The sequence below is a fragment of the Daejeonella sp. JGW-45 genome (genome assembly GCF_029360805.1).
Taxonomy (GTDB): domain Bacteria; phylum Bacteroidota; class Bacteroidia; order Sphingobacteriales; family Sphingobacteriaceae; genus Daejeonella.
The window spans coordinates 681,283-701,303 of the sequence record NZ_JARKNC010000001.1; the positions used below are offsets into that span (position 1 = coordinate 681,283).

The window sequence follows — 20,021 nt, forward strand, 5'->3', positions numbered from 1 at the left end:
CAAATCCGGCTTACATGAACGAAACTACTTCTAAAGAAAGAATGCTAAAGAAAGTCCGTAAAGCGCTTCTCGAAAAGCGGGACAATCCCTACCCTAATTTAGAAGACAGTTCACTTTATGAAGATTACGCCGGTCATATCGATCTTCTCTTCGCCGAACAACTAACAGCAGTAGCCGGAAATTTCATTTTTTGTGAAGACGATATCCAGCTTATAGAAAATTTGCTTCATTTAGCTGACGAAAAGAACTGGCGAAAGATATATTGCTGGGAGCCCCGCTTACAAAAGCTCCTTGAAATGTACGAATATCCGTTCTACAGTACAGAAACAGACTTTTTAAATGCGGAAGTTGGTATTACCACCTGCGAAGCATTAATTGCACGAAACGGCAGCGTCCTTGTTTCGAACAGTGGCCACGCCGGCCGAAGGTTAAGTATCTATCCAAATGTGCATATCGTTATCGCATACACGTCGCAACTTGTTCTTGACATCAAAGACGGCTTAAAATTGCTGAAAGAAAAGTATCCAAACGGTCTTCCGACTATGATTTCAAACATAACAGGACCTAGCCGGACCGCTGATATTGAGAAAACCCTGGTGCTTGGCGCCCATGGTCCTAAAGAATTATATGTCTTTCTTCTGGAAGGTTAAAAAATCGAAAACTTCATCTTCCGCTCATCTTGATAAACTAGGTTTGATACCACTTTACAAAAAAGATGAAAAAACTATCACTCATCAATTACCTCTTATTGAGAATTGGTATCTCGATGTTCAGATTGTAATATTAAGACGCCGTTAGCAATTCCTGGACATCTTTATATTTAGAGCATGAGTTTTATTAGCTGAGATGTGGATTGATACGCTACTTGCTGTATATCCGCAAACAATAACGTCCACAACAAGCCGCCCTGCTTTAACATCCTTCAGAACAGCCTTTCCCTGCTCGTCACATACAGCAGTCCGGCCTATACTATCGATGCTTATCATGGCCCTGGAAATTGATCTGGCGGTCTCTTTATCTGTTACCAGCAACTCAAGGGCAGCGACGCCGGGAAGCTCAGGCTCAATAGGCTGAAAAATCGGAGGTTCGTTTATAAGATAACGCTCAGGAGAGTCCTCCTGCAAAACTGCACTTGTACCGATCATTTTAGTCTAATTTTTTAACCTAATTTCTTAAGCCATGCTTTAAACGCTTTTTCGGACAAGTTAGGTGAGAGCCGTTAATGTCCATTCGTTATTTAACGTCTTTTGTATCCGTTATTTAACGGGTATAAAAATAACAAACAATATCAATAATAAGAATCGCGATAAGGTTTACTAAAAATATTAGTATTTTCGCGTATGACGCATGTAGAAAATAAGGAATTCTTTAAGGGGCGTGGAGCTCAGATAAACACCCACAATAAGTTTCAAAAAAACAAATATGTTGCAGATCATCAAGAAGGTTTAGACGACTTGATGCTGGAGGACACCACAACACAATTATTCGAGGAGCATCCAAAAAATATAGTTAGCAAGTCTAATAGTCCCGACCTGCCGTTTATGCTCTCAATAAACCCATACCAAGGTTGCGAACACGGCTGCTTATATTGCTATGCAAGGAACGCCCACGAATATTACGGGTTTAGTCCGGGACTTGATTTTGAGCGAAAGATAGTAGTCAAGAGAAACGCCGCAGAGCTTCTAGAAAAGTTCTTTAACAAAAAGGGCTATATTCCGGATACAATAATGATGTCCGGCAATACTGATTGTTATCAGCCTATAGAGAGAAAGCTCAAGATAACCCGGTCGCTCCTCAAGATTTTTTTAAAGTATAAGCACCCGGTCAGCATAATTAGCAAGAATAATTTGATGTTGCGAGATATCGACATTCTTTCGGAACTGGCCAAACTCGACCTTGTTCATGTAGCTGTAACCCTGAACTCCTTAAACGAACACCTTCGACAGAAGCTGGAACCAAGGACCGTAACCGGACAGAGCCGCATACGGCTTATATCGCAACTGGCAGAACATAATATCCCGGTCAGACTTATGTGTGCTCCAATAATTCCAGGGTTGAACAGCGATGAAATACCCACAATTATAAAAGCAGCGGCTGATGCCGGCGCAAGCGCAGCGACGTTTACCCTTGTAAGATTAAACGGTGCAATTGCAGAAATTTTTACTGATTGGATTTACAAGGCCTATCCGGACAGAGCTGACAAAGTCATGCACATGATAGCAAGCTGCCACGAAGGAAAGCTAAATGACAGCCGCTGGAATAGGAGGATGAGCGGTGACGGAAAAGTGGCTGAAAGCATTCATCAGTTGTTTCGCATCGCGGTTAAGAGGTTTATGAATGGACGGGCTTTAAAGCCGTTAAATATGACCCATTTCAGTCCGCAAGGAGGTAAGCAACTCGATTTATTTTAATTAACCACATTTATATTTGTGGGAAATAGTTTACCTTTAATACACTAAACCATTATAGTATTCAGTATAAATTCCGGATGAACGATAATATTAAGTCGGTTATAATAGGTACAGGTCACTACGCACCAATAAATATTATACCAAACGATCATTTTTTAGAACATAGCTTTTATGAAAAAAATGGAGAAGCTATCGTTAGAGGGAACACCGAGATAATTTCAAAGTTCCAGGACATAACTGAGATCGAGGAGCGGCGATATGCCGATCCGGACCAGCGGGCTTCAGACCTCGGATTTTTGGCAGCACAAAATGCAATTGAATCGTCCGGAATAGATCCCGAAAAGCTGGATTACATCATTGCGGCCCACAACTTTGGAGACATCGCACCGGGCTCTACCCGACCCGACGTTCTTCCGACTATAGGCTCGAGGATAAAGCACAAGCTTGGGATTAAAAATCCGGATTGTGTTGCGTATGATCTCCCTTTTGGGTGCCCCGGATGGTTGCAGGGGATGATTCAAGCTGATTATTTTATACGATCAGGTGATGCAAAATACATTCTAATCATTGGTACGGAAACGCTCTCCAGGGTGATTGATCCCCATGACCGCGATAGCATGATCTTTGCTGATGGGGCTGGAGCCACAATTCTCGAGGGTAAACAGAACTCCGCAGCCGGGATTCTCGCACACAAAACACAAACACACACCCACGAAGAAGCATATTATTTGTATTCGGCAAGATCAAGCAATCCTGATGCTGATTCCCAGGAACAGTTTATTAAAATGGACGGTCGCAAGATTTATGAATATGCATTGAAGAATGTTCCTCTTGTGATTCAACAGGCTCTTCAGAAATCAGATACCGATATTACAGATGTAAAAAAAGTTTTGGTCCACCAGGCTAATGGCAAAATGGATGAAGCTATTCTTAAAAGACTCTTTAAGCTTTATGGCTATAGGGATACTCCTTCGAATGTTATGCCCATGACCATAAGTACGTTGGGCAATAGTTCGGTGGCTACTATACCTACACTTTTAGACCTTATAATGAAGAATCGAATGCAAGATCACCAGTTCGAATCAGGCGACAGAATTGTGCTGGCGTCGGTGGGAGCGGGTATGAATATTAACGCCATGGTATATCAATTTTAGATCGCCGTTGTTAACATTGATATCATAGAATTTGTACTGATCTTCTATTAAAAGAAAAAAGCGATCAAAATTTGATCGCTTTTTATATTATGTTAGGCGCTTGGCGATTCTTCCAGTGCAAATCCTTCATCAACCAGGATTCTGCCGCAGTGTTCGCAAACAATAATTCTTTTACGCTGACGAATGTCCAACTGTCTCTGAGGAGGAATTTGATTGAAACATCCCGAGCAAGAATCGCGCTGAATAGTAACTACAGCCAGGCCATTCTTGGCGTTGTTACGAAGACGGTTGTAAGCAACCAGCAAACGTTCTTCAATACGCTTTTCTGCAACATCTGCTTTTGATAATATACTGGCTTCCTCTTTTTCCGTTTCAGCAGTTATCGTATCCAGTTCAGCCTTCTTTATATCAAGATCCTTTTTGCGTTCTGTAATATTTGCTAAAGCTTTCTCATAAACTTCAGTTTTATTTTGGATCTCAAAAGTGTGCTCCTTGATTTTCTTCTCAGAAACCTGGATTTCCAAACCCTGGATTTCGATTTCTTTGGAGATCGCATCATACTCGCGGTTATTCTTAACATCGCTTAGCTGAACTTCGTATTTTTTTGTAGCAGCGAGCGCCTCCTTGATCATATTCTTACGGGTTACGATAGAATCTTCCAATTCGTCAAGTTCTGCTTTTATTTTCTGTATCCGGGTCTCCAAACCAGCAACTTCATCTTCAAGATCGGCAACTTCCATAGGAAGCTCTCCGCGGGTTTGACGAATCTTGTCGATCTGTGTATGAAGGGTTTGAAGTTCGAATAGGGCTTTTAATTTCTCTTCTACTGTTTGTTCCATTAAATCAAATAATTTATGGGGTTTGTGTTCTGTACTGTTAAACGGAGGGCAAAGTTATGAAATTTTTCCGTAATTAATTCTAACAATAATTCTTGCGTAAACTGCTCACTTTCAAAATGTCCGACATCTGCAATGATCAGCTTTCCATCGGCTTCAAAAAACTCATGATATTTGAAATCTCCTGTAATAAAAATATCCGCGCCAGCGCTTATAGCATTTTGCAAAAGAAAGCTTCCGGAGCCACCACAAACCGCCACTCTTCGTATTTTTTTTCCCCTTAAATTCGTATGCCGGATCAGTTTTGTGTTGAGCTTTTCTTTGACATGCTTTAAAAAGCTCTCCTCATCCTGGTCTTCATCTATATTTCCTATCATCCCGGATCCAACTTGAGGATAGGGATTACTTACCGGGTAAAGATCAAAAGATACTTCTTCATACGGGTGCGCTTCAATTAAGGCTGCAACCACCCTGCGCTCGATATTAGCCGGATAAATTGTTTCAATCCTTATTTCAGGCTCCTGATGCATCGTTCCAATCTTACCAACGTGGGGATTTGTACCTTCCAAGGCTTTAAAAGTTCCAAATCCTTCTGAATTATAACTGCATTCAGAATAATTTCCAATCCACCCGGCACCTGCATCAAACATCGCAGTACGCACTTTTTCCGCATCTGAATTCGGGCAAAATGTAACCAGTTTCTTTAAAGCACTTTCTTTAGGTTTTAAGATCCGTGGGTTTTTAACTCCCAGTTTGTCACAAATCCTTCTGTTAACCCCTTCAACAACATTATCAAGATTAGTATGGATAGCATAAATGGCTATGTCCTTTTTAATGGCCTTGATTACTACCCTTTCCACATAATTTTTTCCATTTAGCTTTTTTAGACCTTTAAAAACAATTGGGTGATGCGAAATAACAAGATTATATCCCATCGAAATTGCCTCATCAACAACTGCTTCGGTACAGTCCAGTGAAATTAATGCACCAGTAAGCTCTTGATCCGGATCGCCTACTATTAAACCAGAATTGTCATAATCCTCCTGATAGGCTGGAGGAGCAATAGTTTCAAGAAATAAAATCAGTTCCCGGAGTTTCATAAAAAATTAGCGAAGGATATCAGCAGTAAGCCCCGATGCCCTACTGTTACTTATTATTAAGGAGAACGTAAAAAGGAGCCCTTGGGGTATAAAATTAGTGATAAGAGCAGGTTATACTTTGAAATGGTTGTGTCAGGAATTTGATGCCATCATCTTAACCATCTGCAAAGCTTCGTAAGCCGCTTTCTGATTATAGTCGGTAGCGATTGATTTATGATTAATAACATCTACTATGGTTCCGATAAAACACAAACCAGCGGTTAAAATATAAAGAATTCCCATACCCATCTGCCCGACCACAAAACGTTGAATCCCCGCGATGCCTAAAAACCCGAGGATTGTAAACAGCAGTATATCCTGGGGACTTTTACGCTTCCCGGAATAAAACATGACAAAATTTTGTGCCTGCCTCTCATCCATCCCCATCATAACTTGTTTAAGATATGAGTATTCTTCCGGGTTCATGCCACGGAGATTAATGAGCAGATCTTTTTCCATGCTAAATGTTGTTTTTGCTCAATAAATTTAATAGGAATTTATTTAATAGTTGCAATATCCTGCAAATTAGAATCCCAAAGGCCGGGATACCGAACCAGTGTTGTTTGAAGGAAAGACTAAACTCTCCGTGTAGAAGATAACTCACAGATCTCCCAAGACCACAGCCAGGGCACCACGAAAATCCAAGATTTTCCAAGGGACATAGGGTGAAATGATGAACGCGTTGCGGATATGAAAGACCAAAAAAGATAAGGGCGCCAGACCAGATGATAAGTTCAAGGGGCCACTTTGCAAACATTACAGGTGCTTTTGCTTGTTCATCAAAATTAATGAAATCGCCAGGTTAAACAATATCCCAATTAGTACAGCAGCAGCAATCCGGTACATATAATCGGTGTTCATTACACTAACATTTACCTGCACGTAAACTATCGCAAAAAAAGCTGCGATAACACCACCAATTGCTATGATTTTAAATCCTTCAAAAAGACCTTCAAAAAACTCCATCTTCCCGCCTGAAATATGGTCCCGGTAATTTTTTATCCCCGTGTATAAACCGATTGCCGGGATTAACATAGATGCCCATTCCATCCATTGCATCTTGCTTGCCTCTTCTATTGAGTCTTTTGCATATACACCAGAAAAGTGCATAACCAGAATCCATATGCCACTTAGAATACCTGTTATTATACCATACTTTGCTGCATTTCTCATTTTGTCGAACGTTTAGGTTTTTATGTTTAATTGCATATTTAACATTAAAAACAAATAACTGTTTGTAAAAAAGCCCGGCCTTTGAATTATTTTTTAACTGAAAAGAACAACTGATTCTAATAAATATAGCTCTTTTAATAGAAAGGCAAAGCAAATATTTTGGCCCTGCCAGCTAAACCTTCTGATTTACTTCTTTACTCGTATATTTGCAATGAAATTCAAAGTGTGAGTATCCGGGAAATTTTAAATCATTACAAGTCGGATCCCCGTGTTGCCTGCCTGGCTGAAGCTGTTAAAAGTGGCGGAAATCAACGGGTTCATCTAAAAGGTCTTATCGGTTCGAGCGATTCGGTAATAGCGATAGCATTGTATTTTTTGCAGCACCGGAATATGATCTTTGTTCTTCCAGAACGGGAAGAAGCTGCCTTTTTCCTCAGCGATCTTGAAAATCTTCTTGAAAAAGAAGTACTGCTTTTCCCGTCTTCCTTTAGAAAATCCTTCGACTTTACTTTGGTTGACAGCAGCAATGTGCTTCAGCGAGCAGAGGTATTAAATGAACTGATCCATTCAAGTGAATTCGGCAAAATAATAGTTACGTATCCTGAGGCTCTTGCCGAAAAGGTTATTGACAGGGCGGCACTGGAAAAGAACACCCTGGAAATTTCCACAGGCAATAAACTTGGCATAGACTTCATCAACGAGTTTCTTGTAGAATATGATTTCGAACGTGTAGACTTTGTTTATGAGCCCGGCCAGTTTTCAATCCGGGGCGGTATAGTCGATATATTTTCGTTTTCTCATGACCTGCCATACAGGGTTGAGTTTTTTGCTGATTTCATTGAAAGTATAAGAACTTTCGAAATAGAGGACCAGCTTTCTGTGGAACAGGTACAAAGTATTACGATTGTTCCTAATGTTCAATCCAAATTTCTTACGGATCATAACATTTCACTTCTCGAGTACGTTGAGAGGGATACCCTCATCTGGTTTAAGGACGTTCAGTTTACGTTGGATGTTGTAAAGACTGGGTTCAAAAAAGCGCTTGAGTTTTGGAAAGCACTGGCTGCTGAGGATAAACATCAAAATCCACACTGGATAGATCCAAAATTTAATTTTACAGACGAGAAACTTCTTGCCGACCAGCTTCGAGACTTTGCCCTGGTTGAATTCGGAAAGCAGTTCTTTTATGAGGCCGCCACAACGGTGTCTTTTGAGATCAAGCCGCAGCCATCTTTTAACAAGGATTTTAATCTTTTAATTCACAATTTTAAAGAAAATGAAAAGGCCGGCCTCGAGAATCTCATCTTTACTGATTCCACAAAACAGATTGAACGCCTTTATAGTATTTTCGACGACATTGATCCGACGGTAAGTTTCAAACCGGTTCATTTATCTTTAAGAGAAGGCTTTATTGATCATGGCCAAAAGCTGGCATGTTATACCGATCACCAGATTTTCGACCGGTATTATAAGTATAAATTAAAAAAGGGCTATATCCGCTCGCAAGCGATCACCCTTAAAGAGCTTCGCGAGTTGAAACCCGGCGATTATATTACTCATATTGACCATGGAATAGGGAAATATGCGGGCCTGGAAAAAGTTGATGTAAACGGGCGCTCACAGGAAATGATCCGGCTGGTATATGCAGACAATGACCTGCTTTACGTAAACATCAATTCCTTAAATCGCATTTCCAAATATTCAGGAAAGGACGGAACAATCCCGAAACTAAATAAACTTGGCACTGATGTTTGGGAGAAACTAAAGAAAACCACTAAAAAAAAAGTTAAGGATATAGCGCGTGACCTCATTAAACTTTACGCAATACGAAAAGCACAAACGGGCACGGCATTCCTTCCGGACACCTATTTACAAACTGAACTCGAAGCCTCCTTTATCTACGAAGACACTCCGGATCAGGTAAAAGCAACTGCTGATGTAAAAAGAGATATGGAGTCACCTCATCCAATGGACAGACTGGTTTGCGGTGATGTAGGATTTGGCAAAACGGAAATTGCCATCAGAGCAGCTTTTAAAGCTGTGGCCGATAGTAAGCAAGTGGCTATCTTAGTTCCTACAACAATCCTGGCGTTGCAGCATTTCAAAACCTTTACGTCCCGTTTGGCAGACTTTCCCTGCACTATTGACTATATAAACCGGTTCAAGTCAACGAAACAGATCAAAGAAACACTGGAAAAACTCGCGGACGGGAAAGTTGATATTATCATCGGTACTCACCGAATAGTAAGCAAAGACGTCAAGTTCAAGGACCTGGGGCTTTTGATCATCGATGAAGAGCAAAAGTTTGGTGTTAGCGTTAAGGAGAAACTAAAGCAATTTCGCGCCAACGTCGATACACTGACTCTTACAGCTACTCCTATTCCAAGAACTCTGCATTTTTCTTTAATGGGAGCCCGCGACCTTAGCATTATTAACACGCCGCCGCCAAACAGGCAACCTGTGGTGACAGAGCTTCATGTTTTTAATGAAAAGCTGATCAAAGAAGCAGTTGAGTTCGAAATTGACCGTGGCGGGCAAATTTTCTTCATTCACAATCGCGTTCAGGATCTGATGCAGCTGGGTGGATTAATAAACACTCTTGTCCCAAAGGCGCGAATTGGAATTGCCCATGGCCAGCTTGAAGGAGATGCATTGGAGGATGTAATGTTGAAATTTATATCTGGGGATTACGATGTCCTGGTTGCTACCACCATCATTGAGGCAGGGCTTGATATTGCCAATGCGAATACCATCCTGATCAATCACGCCCATATGTTCGGACTAAGCGACCTTCACCAGATGCGGGGACGTGTGGGGCGGTCAAATAAGAAAGCGTTTTGCTATTTGCTGAGTCCGCCACTATCCACTCTTACCAATGAAGCGCGAAAAAGGCTTAGCGCGATTGAAGAGTTTTCCGATCTTGGCAGCGGGTTTAACGTGGCAATGCGCGATCTTGATATTCGTGGAAGTGGGAATCTTCTTGGAGCTGAACAAAGCGGCTTCATCGCTGAAATAGGTTTCGAGATGTATCATAAAATACTTGATGAGGCCATTCAGGAATTAAAGGATGATGAGTTTAAAAATTTGTTTGCCGAAGAAAAACCAAGGCCATTTATCTCTTTCACTCACGTTGATACAGATCTTGAAGTGCTCATCCCTGATGAATATGTAACCAATATCGCTGAACGTTATAACCTCTACACGGAATTGTCCAACATTGAAAACGAAACAGCTCTTGATGAATTCCGGCAAAAGCTCATCGATCGATTTGGCCCGGTTCCGGCACAAGTAGACGAGCTTATAAATACCTGGCGCCTTCAGTGGTTGGGAAAAATGATAGGGTTTGAAAAAATCACCTTTAAAAAAGGCGTGCTTCGTGGGTATTTTATAAGCAACCAGCAATCACCTTACTACGAAACCGAACAGTTTGGCCGTGTTTTGCAGTTTGTTCAGGCGCATCCGCGAATTTGCAATCTTAAAGAGGTAAAAAATTCGCTGAGATTAGCGATCGAGCATGTTAGTACGCTTGACATGGCTATAGATACCTTACAGGAAATTGCCCTACCACAGCCCGTTAATCCGTGAGCTGGTAAGTAATTGGTTGTACATACGAAGTCCTTACTGCTTTCCCCTCGGCCATACCCGGTTTCCATGGTTGGGATAATTTTAGAACCCGGATAGCTTCTTCGTCACAACCATTTCCGATACCCCGTATTACCTTAAAGTCGCTTAATGTGCCGTTTTTTTCCACAATAAACCCAATGTAAACCTTTCCCTGGACTTTGTTTTCCCTGGCTTTAGCAGGATATCGAAGAGTAGAACCCAAATACTTCGCCAGAGCCCGTGTACCTCCCGGATATTCCGGAGACGTTTCTACACTACCCAGATCATACAATTTGCCCTCATAACGGGCCTCCGGATTTGTACTTTCCACAGGGTTCGCCATCGGAACAGCAGGACTTTCTATGGCAGCTTCGGGAGCAGGCTGCCAGTCGGTTTCCTCCCCTGCCAGACTATCCTGATATGGGCCAAGATCATAAGAACTTAAATTCTTTATCTCAACTTCACGTAAAGCTTTAATCTTACCCTCTTCGTTGATCACCATCTCGAACTTTACATCTGCAGATTCTTCTTTATTTACAGAAGCTTTGATATAACTGACTTTTGCCCAATAGGTGGCCACAAGATCCGCTCCGCTACGGTCATAATCCAGCGTAGAAACTATCCATTGCAGCTTTTGGTTTTGCAGTTCTGAATTCCGCTTGTAATATAATTCCTTTAATCGCTTATGTGTAAGGTTATGATAGTTGTAGTAGGTTTGGGTGATCGGTGAAAAATAGCTCGGCGGATCAAAATACCCTCGCCGTTGATCGTTATAAAAGGCTTCGATAAATTTAATCAGGGATGATCTTACTTCAGAATCGCTCATCCTGGCATTTTCATTCAGAACGTCGGAATTATCGTCGTCAATGACAGTAACTACCTCCGGCTTTTTTGAAAACAAGCCATTTAGGTTATCGACAAACAGGGTCAGGTAGCCCATAACAAGAATAACCAAGCCGAGACCAATACCCATGTATATCAGGGACCTGTCTTTTTTTATATCTCCATCTACCTCTTGTTTAACCGGCTCTTCCATGACTGTCAGTTTTTTCCAGATCTAAATTGACAAACCTCAACAATAACTTTATTAAAAGCTTCGCAGGAACTGCAAATATACAAATACAAGGGGTGCCGCAAGCAATAAACCATCAAAGCGATCCAGCAGACCACCATGACCTGGCAACAAAGAACCTGAGTCCTTAGCAGAAAGGCTTCGTTTTAACATTGATTCCGCAAGATCGCCAAGGGTGCCAGCGGTTACGATTATGACGGACATCCCTAACCAGTGTATTAGTGACAACTCGTTAAAATAAATTGAAATAATAACCGCTGCAAGTAAACTAGTAAACATCCCACCGGCAAAACCTTCCCATGATTTTTTTGGCGAATGCCTCTCAAACAAGCGATGTTTCCCTATAGTTATCCCAAAAAGGTAAGCACCTGTATCGTTCGACCATAAAAGGACTAAAAAAGCCAGGGGATACTGAAAAGAATAGGATCCATCTACGAAGGCGATTGCGTAAAAAAAACAGAAGGGCAGACCAGCGAAAAGAACCCCGAATATAGTATAGGAGATGTTGTGAAAAGGATTGGCATGTTTTCTGTAAAGTTCGGCGATAATAATAAATATAGCTACCGGAACACAAATAAGTGTGTTAATCAACGGTTCACCCAGGAAAAAAAACATGCTTAAGGGCAGGTAGATGCTGATAACCAGCGCAAGACCCCAGCGTTTCTGTGGTTTTACATCTTCCGTTGATACCAAACGGTAAAATTCTTCAGTGCAGAGAACACTTAGTATCAGGAAAAAAAGGGTAAACGCATACGCACCAAGAAGTACCGATGCGAGCATTACGCCTACAAAAAAAAATCCTGTTATAGCTCTTGTTCTCATTAAAGTTCGTTTTTTATTATTATTTCAAGCGCCTTTTGAAACTGACCTTCGTGGATGTAAACTTCCACTTCACCTAATTGGTACGGGAAGCCCTGCTTGTTAATTATTATTGCTTCGACATCACTTTCCATCAGTACCTGCCTGACAAGCTCAGACTTGAAAAAATCGTGCGAAGTATAGATCTTAATCCAACCTGCTTCCATCCGTTCTTTCAGATAAACTCAGCCTATATTTTAAAGACGTAGTATAAAACGACCATAGCAAAGCAGCCCCTGCTAAAAAACTAATTATATAAACATAAAACGCTGAAGGATCCGGCTGGTCGAGCTTGTCTAATGAAATCCCCTTTTGCTGATAAACATACGCCGTTGCTACTGCCACAGCATTATTAATAAAATGGGCAAGAACCGGGATCCATATTGTTTCGCTCCAGATTAGCAAATACCCGAAAAGAGCACCGAGCAGCATTCGCGGAATGAATCCATAGAATTGGACGTGTATAGCACTGAAAATAATTGCGGTGATCCATATAGCTAAATGTTTATTGCCGGTCCATTTTCCAAATAATTTTTGAAGGCATCCTCTAAAAATAAATTCCTCGCCTAAAGCCGGTATCACAGCGAGCATCAAGATATTTATAAGCAAGACGCCAACATTATTCATCCGCAAAAGCTCTTTTGTCATTGCGGCCATTTCCTTTTCCTTTAATAACATCCAGGTCTCCAGATCGTGCAAGAAATCAGGCAGCTTCATGCTCTTGTTCAGATCGGCGCTCAATTCCAGGACCGGCGCGAAAGCGATCATGATCAGAACAGCAAGTATCATCAATATAGCTGGAAATCTATTAAGTTTTAAATATGAAACCCAGTTTGCATCCTCCTGTTTAGCAAAAAACAAAGCTGGTACTATAAACATGCCGGTTGATGTAAATATCTGAAGGATCCTGAGTACTTCAATGGAAACAGCACCTCCATTCGACATAATCATAAGAGCCTTTAAACCATATAATGATACTATTACAATGATGGCAATAACCGTGAATACAAGCGCCCCTCCCATCATAAGAAGCAGTAGTAGTAACAGGGATACAAAAGGATGACGTTCTGCTGACGAGGATCTTAACATGCTGGCTAATTATTTGTAATTTTGCATTTTATGCGAATTTACAGGGTTGAAAGATAGCTAATGTCCGTTAAGATTGGAAATATAGATTTAGGTGAGTTCCCGCTTTTGCTTGCTCCCATGGAAGATGTAAGTGATCCGCCATTTCGTTTTGTGTGCAAGCAAAATGGGGTTGATATGATGTATACGGAGTTTATTTCGTCTGAAGGTCTTATTCGCGACGCAGCAAAAAGCAAGGCAAAACTCGATATTTTTGAATATGAGCGGCCAATCGGGATCCAGATCTTTGGAAGCGAGATCGAATCGATGCGCGAAGCAACAAAAATAGCATCCGCAGCAGGGCCCGACCTGATAGATATAAATTATGGCTGTCCGGTAAAGAATGTAGCTTGCCGTGGTGCTGGCGCGAGTCTTTTGCAGGACATAGACAGGATGGTACTCATGACAAAGTCTGTTGTTGATGCCACACACCTGCCGGTAACCGTTAAAACCCGGCTGGGATGGGACGACAATACAAAAAATGTTTATGAAGTCGCAGAACGCTTGCAGGACGTAGGAATCCAGGCGCTAACTATTCATGGACGCACAAGAGCGCAAATGTATAAAGGAGAAGCAGACTGGACCCTGATTCGGGAAATTAAAAGAAACCCGAGAATTAAAATTCCGATTTTTGGAAACGGTGATGTGAACTCTATTGAAAAAGCCGCCGCCTGGCGCATGGAGTATGAAATAGATGGAATTATGATCGGCAGGGCTGCGATAGGATATCCATGGATTTTCCGTGAAATAAAGCATTTTTTTAAGACTGGTGAATATCTTCCCGAACCTACAACCTCTGAACGGGTTGCTGTATGCCGGACACACTTTGAAAAATCAATAGCCTGGAAAGGCGAAAAAACCGGTATTTTCGAAATGAGACGGCATTATGCCAATTATTTTAAAGGTGTCCCAGATTTTAAAGAATATAGGATGAAACTGGTTTCTCTTGAAAGCATTCAGGATATTCACGCTACGCTCGACGAAATAAACGTTCGTTTTCAAACAGAAATGGCCTAATTATTGGGTTTATTTTTATATTGGCACTGTTTAAATTAATTGATATGGTAACGAAAATTACTGATGGCGTAAAAATATCGGTAGAAACTATTTACCAACCCGAATATTCAAATCCGGCAAACGAACATTATATGTTTGCTTACCGCATAAACATTGAGAATCTGACCGAGAACAGCGTGCAATTACTTAACCGGCACTGGCACATATTCGATTCAAATGGTACGAAGCGCGAAGTAGAAGGTGAAGGTGTAGTAGGTCAACAGCCCGTTATTGAGCCGGGTGATAACCATGAATACGTTTCAGGGTGCAATCTCAAAACTGAGATGGGCAGTATGAGGGGATCATATGAAATGGAAAGGATCGTTGACGGATTCAAGTTTCGGGTAAACATCCCTGAATTTTACCTAATTGCTCCATACAAGCTGAATTAATCAACCATCAGGGCTTTGCAGAAAGCTGTACAAGGGTAAGCCTGTGAGAGGGTTCTGGCCATAATTGATACAAAGTTCTGCAAGGACGTCCTCGTGCGACACTGCTACATTCATAACAGTATCATTGCCTCCATAGTAGATATGGATCTCGCCATTCAATTTTCGAAGCGCGCCGCAGCAAAACACAACATTAGGGACATGTACATAGGCATCGGCTGCCACGATACAGTCGGCACCCGACGGGAATAGTATTGGGATATTAGAAACTTTTACTCGTTCAGGATTCTCCAAATCATGTAAAGACACACCCAAAACATACGGATTTCCATCCATCGTGCTTCTCACTCCATGAAATATACTAATCCAGCCGTGCTTTGTTTTTATAGGCGGAGCTCCAGGACCGATCTTATCTGAAAAACTGCTGGGGCCATCACTTTGCAGCATGACCGGATTTCGTCTTATCTGCCAGTTGCCGGCTTCCCAACTGTCAGCTGAACCGATCTGGATTTGTTTAAATATCCCGCCTACATGCTGTTCGGTGTGATCGTTCGGCCGGAATAGTCCGTAAAATTTTCCGTTAATTTTTTCGGGGAAAATAACCACATTCCTCATGTCGGTATGAAGCAGTGGGCCATGTCTTAAGTAAGTTTTAAAGTCTGTAGTACTTATCAACGAAACCCGGACTCGGTGCGCAACAGAAGCGTGGTAGGCACTATATGTTATCAAATAGGTGTCATCGATCTTTGTTATTCGAGCATCTTCAAGCCCGCCCTGTTCGTTTTCAATAAACTCAGCAATATTCTTTCCTTTTGCAAATTCATCGCTTTTTGAACAAGGTACCAATACCGGCTTCGGATCTACACGCCAATCGCTAAACCCATTCTCACTTCGCGCAAGACCCAGTACGGAAATACCATTCCTTAAATGTGATCTGAAAAGCATGAGGATCTCGCCGTCAAACGCGGTAATGCCTGCATTGTGAACCGTTATCGTTTGCAACTGTGGCTCGTCCCACACCCGGTTAACCTCGGCGCTGGTCAGGATCGGATTTTTATTATACCGGATTACTGGATTTAACAAATTTGGCTTATACACGATTAAAGAAATATGTACTAGTAACAAATTGTCCGGTGCGAAGTTTTTTTATAAAAAAAGCCGGGTTTAATAGCCCGGCTTAAAATCTATAAAATTTTCGGCCACCCAAATATTATTCCCTTCTGCCAACAAGCATGCTTGCGTAATATACAAGGGTCGCTAATGAACCTAGTGCAGCTACGACATATGTCATGGCAGCCCACCATAGTGCGTCTTTTGCCTGGTCATTTTCAACTGTAGTTTGCATAATACCGCGGTTGGTTTGCAGCCATGCCAATGCTCTGTTACTGGCGTCGAACTCTACCGGCAGGGTAATAAAAGCAAACATTGTTACGAAAGCTAGTGCAGCTACACCAATAGCCAGAACAAAGATATTACCTGAAAAAATAAGGAGCATAACACCTATCATGAGTGTCCACTGAGTGATCTGTGATGCGACATTAACAGCAGGAACGACTGCCGATCTGAACTTTAGCCAGCTATAAGCCGTTGCATGCTGTACGGCATGCCCGCATTCGTGAGCCGCAACTGCAGCAGCAGCCACGCTTCGTCCGTGATAAACTTCCGGACTTAAGTTTACAGTTCTGTCAGCTGGATTATAATGGTCCGTCAGCTGTCCTTCAACAGAGATAACTTGGACATTCGAAATTCCGTTATCATTCAACATTTTCTCTGCTATGTCTTTTCCGCTCATACCCGATCCCAGGGGCATCTCGGAATATTGCTTGAATTTGCTTTTGAAACGCCATTGCACTGCAAAACTTATTACAGCAATAACTATCATTAATATTAATCCCATAGTGTTGTTTTTTGTAAGGTATATTCAATAACCATTCCGAATAAAATTAATCAAAAATAATTTACCTTAAACTCGCGAGATCATCGAAAAACATGACATTTATGCAGTCGCCAATGCTAAAGTTGCAGAGTGATCCTTTCTTAATACTATACCTTATAAGGGCTATCCTCCGTTCAAATGCTCGTTTTGTACGAAAAGATAGCCTGACCAAAACCATACCCAACCCCTCAGGGTACGGGGTCTCTAATATAAATATCTTTCGAATTTGTATTTTTGATAAAATTTTTAGCAATGGATATTTCTGTTATTCTGGGAGCGGCCTTATTACTTATGATCATTCTTTTTTTTCTCCGCAAAGGTCCTGGAACAGTCCATGCTGGCGATCTGGTAACTCTTAAACAGGAAAGAGACGACCTTTGGATTGCCCGGGCAAGAGCTGAAGAACGTTCTGAAAACCTGAAAACGGAGCTCGATTACTTAAAAGTCCAGCTGGAGGTGGAACGCGATAAACTATCAGACGCCATGCAATCGTTGGAAAGCTCACGGTCTTACTTTAAAGCCCAGCAAGAAAAAATAGAGGAGCAGAAGCTCGAAATAAAGAACAACCAGGAAAAATTTAATAAAGATTTTGAGCTCATCGCCTCCCGGATCCTCGAAGAAAAAACGAAAAAGTTCACCGAGCAGAATCGAACCAGCCTCGATATTCTTTTAAATCCGTTTAAAGAAAATATCAAGGCTTTCGAAGAAAAAGTGGAACGCGTTTATAAGGCTGAATCTGATGAACGCAATGTTCTAAAAGGTCATATCGGCCAGCTTATCGAGCAATCTAACCTGATGAGCCTCGAAACTCAAAATCTCATCAAAGCGCTGAAGGGAGATAACAAGAAACAGGGTAATTGGGGAGAGATGATCCTTGAAAGAGTACTTGAGCGTTCCGGCCTGGTAAAAGATCAGGAGTATCGCATCCAGGCTAGCCTGCAAACCGGCGAGGGAACCCGGTTCCAACCGGATATAGTTATAGACCTGCCGGATGACAAGCATCTGATCATTGATGCTAAGGTATCATTGATCGCCTATGAACGCTTCGTGAACTGCGAAAATGACGAGGAGACTGAGGTGTTTCTGCGTCAGCACATAACATCGATCCGCAATCATGTCAACGATCTTTCGTCAAAAAATTACAGCGAGTTGTATAAGATCAACTCCCCCGATTTCGTGATGCTCTTCATTCCCATAGAATCATGCTTCAGTATCGCAGTTCAAAAGGATGCCGAATTGTTTAACAATGCCTGGGACAAACGTGTTGTTATTGTCAGTCCCTCAACCCTGCTGGCTACACTGCGAACGATAGCGAGTATATGGAAACAGGAAAGACAGAACCGCAATGTAGTGGAAATCGCCCGTCTTAGCGGTGAAATGTACGACAAGTTCGTCGGTTTCATTGGCGATATGGACAGTATCGGAAAAAATATAAAGCAAAGCCAGGATGCTTATGACCGGGCGTTAAACAAATTATCAAGTGGCCGGGGTAATCTTTCTATCACCGCAGAAAAAATCAAGAAGCTCGGAGCCAAAACGAGCAAACAATTGGACCAGCGAGTAATTGGTGACGAAGAATAATAAAACAACTACGCTTTTTTCAAGCTGTTAATTTGTAGTTAATTTTCCGGGGCTCGGGGTCCAATCCAAAATTATCTTCATTTTTCCACTTGATACCTTTTATTTAAAAGCTGGAATAATGCCTTTCTTAATCCTTTATTTTTGGGCTGTTTTAAGGCACTGGCGCTACTATAGCCGCCTCGCTAGACGGTTGGCACCGCTGAAACCGTAAATGGCCTTAAAGATCCTTAAAATAACGTCGTCGGCAAGTAAGGCACACAGAAGCCAGAAAGAAATGGGATTCGTTCGACTGCTGTTCGACTGCGCTTCGACAAACCTTCGACGAAAAGGCGCTCCAGTCGAACAACTGTCGAACAACTGTCGAAGCGCAGTCGAACAACCGCCGAACAGTTCCGCTATACTTCCCGAACCATTGTCACATCTGTCTCGAATAATCGTCGAACAAACGATAGATGATCCTAAAGTGGTTCCTGACAAAACTAAGGCGGATATTTTCTTTAAAATTAATTTCCGCACCGGATCCGCGGCGCCATAGAATTGGGTTAGTTCTTGCTTTTCGCGGCGTTGGCTCCGTTCAAAACCGTGGCCAGAATAAAAACACTTATGATATAACGTTCCACCTCTTTTTGATTTGATAACTATGAAGAACCCTTCAGGGAATTCCAACCCTGTGCTTTAATCGGATGCACTTTTTCTGACTTTGATATAAGATTGCATCCGGCGGAAGCCTCTGTAATGTGGCCAATAACAGAAATATCGGGATTATTTCTGATCTTCTCAAAATCAGATTGTTTTATGGTAAACAACAATTCGTAATCTTCACCTCCACTCAAAGCACAAACCGTGGGATCGATACCGAAGTCGCGCGCTGTGTCGTAGGTCATCGGATCAATTGGTATCTTCTCTTCATAGATATTACAGCCCTTACCCGACTGTTTACAAATATGAAGAATCTCGGAGGCCAGGCCATCCGAAATATCAATCATTGACGTTGGCTTTATCTTCATTGCTTTTAACGCCTCAACAATATCCTTACGGGATTCTGGTTTCAGCTGGCGTTCGACGATATAATCTTTCCCCTCAAGGTCGGGCTGTATATTGGGATTTTCCAGAAAAATGTTCTTCTCGCGTTCTAACAGCTGCAGGCCAACATAAGCTCCACCCAGGTCACCGGACACGCAGATAAGATCGCCCTCGCCAGCCCCATTCCGGTAACATATATCTTTTTCATCAGCATATCCAATACTCGTTACACTAATGACAAGGCCTTGCTTTGACGACGATGTGTCGCCTCCTACCAGATCAACGTTGTACTTGGCACAAGCAATGCTAATTCCCTGATACAGTTCTTCGACTGCTTCCAGGGGAAACTTACTTGATAGCCCAATGGACACAGTAACCTGTGTAGCTGTTCCATTCATCGCGCAAATGTCACTTAGATTAACCTGGACGGCTTTATATCCCAGATGCTTTAGTGGTGTATAGGCCAGGTCGAAATGGATGCCTTCCAGCAGGAGGTCGGTGGAAAACAGCGCTTTTTTGTCTCCAAAACTTACTACAGCTGCATCATCCCCAATACCTTTGAGAGATGACTTATTCTTTATCTCAAAGTTTTTAGTAAGATGTTCTATCAGGCCGAATTCACCTAACTGCTCAATTTCCGTACGTCCTTTATTTTCAAACATGAT

The 20,021-nt window shown here is 41.9% G+C and carries 20 protein-coding genes; 7 read left to right on the forward strand and 13 right to left on the reverse strand.

Annotated features, from left to right (window positions below; translation table 11 throughout):
• The first annotated feature begins 14 nt into the window (after positions 1-14).
• Positions 15-650, forward strand: coding sequence for a lactate utilization protein (locus tag P2W76_RS03155; RefSeq protein ID WP_276346029.1), 636 nt, complete (start codon positions 15-17; stop codon positions 648-650).
• Positions 651-794: 144 nt separating this feature from the next.
• Here P2W76_RS03155 and P2W76_RS03160 read toward each other — a convergent pair whose 3' ends face one another.
• Positions 795-1,145, reverse strand: coding sequence for a carboxypeptidase-like regulatory domain-containing protein (locus P2W76_RS03160; protein ID WP_276346030.1), 351 nt, complete (start codon positions 1,143-1,145; stop codon positions 795-797).
• Between the two features lie 195 nt (positions 1,146-1,340).
• Between P2W76_RS03160 and P2W76_RS03165 the strand changes: the two genes are divergently transcribed.
• Both P2W76_RS03165 and P2W76_RS03170 read left to right on the forward strand, forming a co-directional pair.
• On the forward strand, positions 1,341-2,411 hold the full coding sequence (locus P2W76_RS03165; protein ID WP_276346032.1) for a PA0069 family radical SAM protein: 1,071 nt from the start codon (positions 1,341-1,343) through the stop codon (positions 2,409-2,411).
• 77 nt (positions 2,412-2,488) lie between these two features.
• Positions 2,489-3,565 carry a ketoacyl-ACP synthase III gene (locus tag P2W76_RS03170; protein ID WP_276346033.1) on the forward strand — a complete coding sequence of 359 codons (1,077 nt, stop codon included), beginning with the start codon at positions 2,489-2,491 and terminating at the stop codon, positions 3,563-3,565.
• 92 nt (positions 3,566-3,657) lie between these two features.
• Here the strand turns inward: P2W76_RS03170 and P2W76_RS03175 are convergent, their stop codons facing one another.
• The 5 genes from P2W76_RS03175 to P2W76_RS03195 all read right to left on the reverse strand — a co-directional run bounded on the left by P2W76_RS03175 (position 3,658) and on the right by P2W76_RS03195 (position 6,713).
• Positions 3,658-4,404: a C4-type zinc ribbon domain-containing protein gene (locus P2W76_RS03175; protein WP_276346034.1), complete on the reverse strand. Its 747-nt coding sequence runs from the start codon at positions 4,402-4,404 to the stop codon at positions 3,658-3,660.
• The gene (locus P2W76_RS03180; RefSeq protein ID WP_276346035.1) at positions 4,404-5,501 is read right to left on the reverse strand and encodes a Nif3-like dinuclear metal center hexameric protein; all 1,098 of its coding nucleotides are present in this window, start codon (positions 5,499-5,501) and stop codon (positions 4,404-4,406) included. Before P2W76_RS03180 ends, P2W76_RS03175 begins: the two co-directional genes overlap by 1 nt.
• A gap of 132 nt (positions 5,502-5,633) precedes the next feature.
• A complete protein-coding gene (locus P2W76_RS03185) occupies positions 5,634-5,999 on the reverse strand; it encodes an NINE protein (RefSeq protein ID WP_276346036.1) in 366 nt (121 codons plus the stop codon).
• A 1-nt stretch (position 6,000) separates the two neighbouring features.
• Positions 6,001-6,297 (reverse strand): DUF2752 domain-containing protein, encoded by a 297-nt coding sequence (locus P2W76_RS03190; RefSeq protein WP_276346037.1) that lies wholly within the window; start codon positions 6,295-6,297, stop codon positions 6,001-6,003.
• Complete coding sequence (locus P2W76_RS03195; protein WP_276346038.1) at positions 6,297-6,713, reverse strand: DUF4199 domain-containing protein; 417 nt, start codon at positions 6,711-6,713, stop codon at positions 6,297-6,299. Before P2W76_RS03195 ends, P2W76_RS03190 begins: the two co-directional genes overlap by 1 nt.
• Positions 6,714-6,938: 225 nt before the next feature.
• Here P2W76_RS03195 and mfd point away from each other — a divergent pair, with 225 nt between their 5' ends.
• Positions 6,939-10,298 (forward strand): transcription-repair coupling factor, encoded by a 3,360-nt coding sequence (gene mfd, locus P2W76_RS03200; RefSeq protein ID WP_276346039.1) that lies wholly within the window; start codon positions 6,939-6,941, stop codon positions 10,296-10,298.
• Here the strand turns inward: mfd and P2W76_RS03205 are convergent.
• The 4 genes from P2W76_RS03205 to P2W76_RS03220 are packed head-to-tail and all read right to left on the reverse strand — an operon-like array spanning position 10,288 to position 13,335.
• Complete coding sequence (locus tag P2W76_RS03205; protein ID WP_276346040.1) at positions 10,288-11,352, reverse strand: energy transducer TonB; 1,065 nt, start codon at positions 11,350-11,352, stop codon at positions 10,288-10,290. The two genes, mfd and P2W76_RS03205, sit on opposite strands and share 11 nt — an antisense overlap.
• A 51-nt stretch (positions 11,353-11,403) precedes the next feature.
• Positions 11,404-12,210, reverse strand: a complete 807-nt coding sequence (locus P2W76_RS03210; protein WP_276346041.1) for a phosphatidate cytidylyltransferase — start codon at positions 12,208-12,210, stop codon at positions 11,404-11,406.
• The gene (locus tag P2W76_RS03215; protein ID WP_276346042.1) at positions 12,210-12,413 is read right to left on the reverse strand and encodes a DUF2007 domain-containing protein; all 204 of its coding nucleotides are present in this window, start codon (positions 12,411-12,413) and stop codon (positions 12,210-12,212) included. Before P2W76_RS03215 ends, P2W76_RS03210 begins: the two co-directional genes overlap by 1 nt.
• Positions 12,394-13,335, reverse strand: coding sequence for a CPBP family intramembrane glutamic endopeptidase (locus P2W76_RS03220; protein ID WP_276346043.1), 942 nt, complete (start codon positions 13,333-13,335; stop codon positions 12,394-12,396). Before P2W76_RS03220 ends, P2W76_RS03215 begins: the two co-directional genes overlap by 20 nt.
• A gap of 60 nt (positions 13,336-13,395) precedes the next feature.
• On the opposite strand from P2W76_RS03220, the gene dusB reads away from it, so the two are divergent.
• Positions 13,396-14,388: a tRNA dihydrouridine synthase DusB gene (gene dusB, locus P2W76_RS03225; RefSeq protein ID WP_276346044.1), complete on the forward strand. Its 993-nt coding sequence runs from the start codon at positions 13,396-13,398 to the stop codon at positions 14,386-14,388.
• A 44-nt stretch (positions 14,389-14,432) separates the two neighbouring features.
• On the forward strand, positions 14,433-14,819 hold the full coding sequence (apaG, locus tag P2W76_RS03230; protein WP_276346045.1) for a Co2+/Mg2+ efflux protein ApaG: 387 nt from the start codon (positions 14,433-14,435) through the stop codon (positions 14,817-14,819).
• Here the strand turns inward: apaG and P2W76_RS03235 are convergent, their stop codons facing one another.
• Positions 14,820-15,899, reverse strand: coding sequence for a hypothetical protein (locus tag P2W76_RS03235; protein WP_276346046.1), 1,080 nt, complete (start codon positions 15,897-15,899; stop codon positions 14,820-14,822).
• A gap of 127 nt (positions 15,900-16,026) precedes the next feature.
• Positions 16,027-16,713 (reverse strand): zinc metallopeptidase, encoded by a 687-nt coding sequence (locus tag P2W76_RS03240; RefSeq protein ID WP_276346047.1) that lies wholly within the window; start codon positions 16,711-16,713, stop codon positions 16,027-16,029.
• Between the two features lie 291 nt (positions 16,714-17,004).
• Here P2W76_RS03240 and rmuC point away from each other — a divergent pair, with 291 nt between their 5' ends.
• Positions 17,005-18,333, forward strand: coding sequence for a DNA recombination protein RmuC (gene rmuC / locus P2W76_RS03245; protein ID WP_276346048.1), 1,329 nt, complete (start codon positions 17,005-17,007; stop codon positions 18,331-18,333).
• Between the two features lie 638 nt (positions 18,334-18,971).
• On the opposite strand, the gene thiL is transcribed toward rmuC, so the two are convergent.
• A complete protein-coding gene (thiL, locus tag P2W76_RS03250; RefSeq protein ID WP_276346049.1) occupies positions 18,972-20,018 on the reverse strand; it encodes a thiamine-phosphate kinase in 1,047 nt (348 codons plus the stop codon).
• Positions 20,019-20,021 lie beyond the last annotated feature (3 nt).

Bases quoted from the DNA above. Each gene is read 5' to 3' on its own strand.
- P2W76_RS03205 (WP_276346040.1), bottom strand. From the start codon at position 11,352: ATGGAAGAGCCGGTTAAACAAGAGGTAGATGGAGATATAAAAAAAGAC.
- dusB (WP_276346044.1), top strand. From the start codon at position 13,396: ATGTCCGTTAAGATTGGAAATATAGATTTAGGTGAGTTCCCGCTTTTG.
- P2W76_RS03210 (WP_276346041.1), bottom strand. From the start codon at position 12,210: ATGAGAACAAGAGCTATAACAGGATTTTTTTTTGTAGGCGTAATGCTC.
- P2W76_RS03155 (WP_276346029.1), top strand. From the start codon at position 15: ATGAACGAAACTACTTCTAAAGAAAGAATGCTAAAGAAAGTCCGTAAA.
- P2W76_RS03195 (WP_276346038.1), bottom strand. From the start codon at position 6,713: ATGAGAAATGCAGCAAAGTATGGTATAATAACAGGTATTCTAAGTGGC.
- P2W76_RS03240 (WP_276346047.1), bottom strand. From the start codon at position 16,713: ATGGGATTAATATTAATGATAGTTATTGCTGTAATAAGTTTTGCAGTG.
- P2W76_RS03180 (WP_276346035.1), bottom strand. From the start codon at position 5,501: ATGAAACTCCGGGAACTGATTTTATTTCTTGAAACTATTGCTCCTCCA.
- P2W76_RS03220 (WP_276346043.1), bottom strand. From the start codon at position 13,335: ATGTTAAGATCCTCGTCAGCAGAACGTCATCCTTTTGTATCCCTGTTA.
- P2W76_RS03165 (WP_276346032.1), top strand. From the start codon at position 1,341: ATGACGCATGTAGAAAATAAGGAATTCTTTAAGGGGCGTGGAGCTCAG.
- P2W76_RS03185 (WP_276346036.1), bottom strand. From the start codon at position 5,999: ATGGAAAAAGATCTGCTCATTAATCTCCGTGGCATGAACCCGGAAGAA.
- P2W76_RS03190 (WP_276346037.1), bottom strand. From the start codon at position 6,297: ATGTTTGCAAAGTGGCCCCTTGAACTTATCATCTGGTCTGGCGCCCTT.
- P2W76_RS03170 (WP_276346033.1), top strand. From the start codon at position 2,489: ATGAACGATAATATTAAGTCGGTTATAATAGGTACAGGTCACTACGCA.
- rmuC (WP_276346048.1), top strand. From the start codon at position 17,005: ATGGATATTTCTGTTATTCTGGGAGCGGCCTTATTACTTATGATCATT.
- thiL (WP_276346049.1), bottom strand. From the start codon at position 20,018: ATGTTTGAAAATAAAGGACGTACGGAAATTGAGCAGTTAGGTGAATTC.
- P2W76_RS03175 (WP_276346034.1), bottom strand. From the start codon at position 4,404: ATGGAACAAACAGTAGAAGAGAAATTAAAAGCCCTATTCGAACTTCAA.
- apaG (WP_276346045.1), top strand. From the start codon at position 14,433: ATGGTAACGAAAATTACTGATGGCGTAAAAATATCGGTAGAAACTATT.
- P2W76_RS03160 (WP_276346030.1), bottom strand. From the start codon at position 1,145: ATGATCGGTACAAGTGCAGTTTTGCAGGAGGACTCTCCTGAGCGTTAT.
- P2W76_RS03215 (WP_276346042.1), bottom strand. From the start codon at position 12,413: ATGGAAGCAGGTTGGATTAAGATCTATACTTCGCACGATTTTTTCAAG.